This window comes from Streptomyces sp. NPDC005070 (assembly GCF_053600395.1).
In genome coordinates, this window is record NZ_JBSFZS010000435.1 from 1 (window position 1) to 1,831 (window position 1,831).

The 1,831-nt window shown below is 65.3% G+C and carries 2 protein-coding genes and 1 pseudogene; 1 reads left to right on the plus strand and 2 read right to left on the minus strand.

Annotated features, from left to right (window positions below; translation table 11 throughout):
* Window positions 1–595 precede the first annotated feature (595 nt).
* Window positions 596–790 (minus strand): hypothetical protein, encoded by a 195-nt coding sequence (locus tag ACWEBX_RS39950; RefSeq protein WP_451889608.1) that lies wholly within the window; start codon window positions 788–790, stop codon window positions 596–598.
* 262 nt (window positions 791–1,052) lie between these two features.
* Between ACWEBX_RS39950 and ACWEBX_RS39955 the strand changes: the two genes are divergently transcribed.
* On the plus strand, window positions 1,053–1,304 hold the full coding sequence (locus ACWEBX_RS39955) for a hypothetical protein (protein ID WP_451889609.1): 252 nt from the start codon (window positions 1,053–1,055) through the stop codon (window positions 1,302–1,304).
* Between the two features lie 342 nt (window positions 1,305–1,646).
* Here the strand turns inward: ACWEBX_RS39955 and ACWEBX_RS39960 are convergent.
* A pseudogene (locus ACWEBX_RS39960) lies at window positions 1,647–1,831 on the minus strand (pirin family protein); the annotation flags it as partial.

The window sequence follows — 1,831 nt, forward strand, 5'->3', positions numbered from 1 at the left end:
GCATCGTGGCGACCGTGGCGAGGAACGTGCCGTACGACGGGATGTGCAGGGTCCGGTGGTAGGCCTTGATGAAGACCCAGCCCAGGTGCTCGTGGCTCCGCGGCCAGAGCGGGGTCCCCCGTTTCGAGCAGTTCGAAGAGTCCGGCGGCGAGATCCGTAGCGGTCATTCCCATGGCTAACAAGCTCCATCCGGAGTGTTCTGCGGACGCCGGGGAGGCAACGCTGTCACTCTCGCGGCGCGCCTCCCACCGGCCCGGGTCGCACACAGTCCTCCACGGTGCGACCGCGACGCAGCGATGCGTTGCCGGAGCGGACACGGGTGACGATCACTGCTGCCCGGCCGACCAAGATACTTGACTGAGCAAGTATACATGGAGAGGATGACAACGTTGCCGACCGCCGATACACGGCCTCGCATCGCTCGGCGCCGAGGACCGATCCTCACGCCTCACCCGGCACGACAAACGCCGCCGACGAGGAAAGGGGCTGCGCCGCGAACGACTCGACCGGGGTCTGCGACCTCAGCCGGCGCAATGCGAGATGACCGCCGACACCGGGAGTTCTCCTGCCGCTTCGATCACCTCTGCCGGAAACCTCAAAGCCCCAGGTCGAGTGCGACACAGGAGAAATGATTCCAGGAGGCTTCGGGGTTGTACGAGGCGATCGCCGCGCCGCTCGGCTCCGCTTCCTTTTCCTCGACCATGACATGAAACGGGATGCGCTCCGGCAACGTGCCGAATCGCGCGTGCCGTTCCGCCGCTGCCACGTCCGACGCAGTCCGAATCTCCACGGTGGCTCCCTTTCCGTCGTAGCGAACAGGCCCGCCGGGCCCGATGACCACAAGGCTGCATCGACCGTCGTCACCTGTCAAGGGGGTGACGAATGGGTCGGGGTCACACGCGCAGAGGTCGTCGCGGGAACTCCTTGGCGACCAAGACGTTGTTTCTCTTAACTCCGGCTGACCACAGTGGGAGTCGCACGTGAGGTGACCTGGATGCACGCGGGGTGACAGCATCGCCTCGTCATCGCTGGAATCCGGGGAGGTTGAAGTCGTGCTTCGAGGCGACGAAGTGGTGCGGGCACTTCTGGCAGCGGTGGGGACCCTGGAGGATCTCGTCAAGATCGGACGCGATGCGCAGATGGCCCTGAGCACCCTGGAAGAGATCGCTTTTGAGCTCGACAAGATGGATCCAGCGGAGAGCCGGCGCTTCATCGAGGCGCTCGAGTGTGTCGCGGCTGCGGAGCCGGACCGTGCCGCCTGGATCCGTGACGTTCCGAGTGCGCTGGGCATTGAGCGAATCTGATCAGGTGGCCGCCAGGCACCGGAAGCAGATGAAGGCGGCGGCTATGCCTACGAAGCCGAGGACGTGCTCGGACTTGCGCTCATAGCGGCGGTGGAGCCGTCGGCACCCGGGGCGGGCGCTCCAACGGCTGCGACACCGAGGCAATTTTACTGATGCTCCGTCAGGAAAGCGGCACTGAGTCAGCATTCGGCTGACTGAACCCGTCTGCAGATGGCCAGACATGAGAACGCGGCTCTGGCCGTCGAGGTCTTCCCGAGGAGCGATCACCCCTCGGGAAGACCGGGTGCCGAGCGGGGACAACCGTGTCCAGCGAGAGGCGTGCGCTAGAGCTGGAACCCCAGGTCAGCGCACCCTCCCGCGCGGTTTCAGCGGGACAGGCGGGAGTTCGGGAGCGGTCAGTGGTGCCCCGTCGTACCCCACCACCTCACCGAATCGGGAGCCCTTCATCCAGTCCGAACGGGCCTGGGCAATATCCTCGTTGGACCGGCCGATGAAGTTCCACCACATATCACGCGTTTCACGGCTTC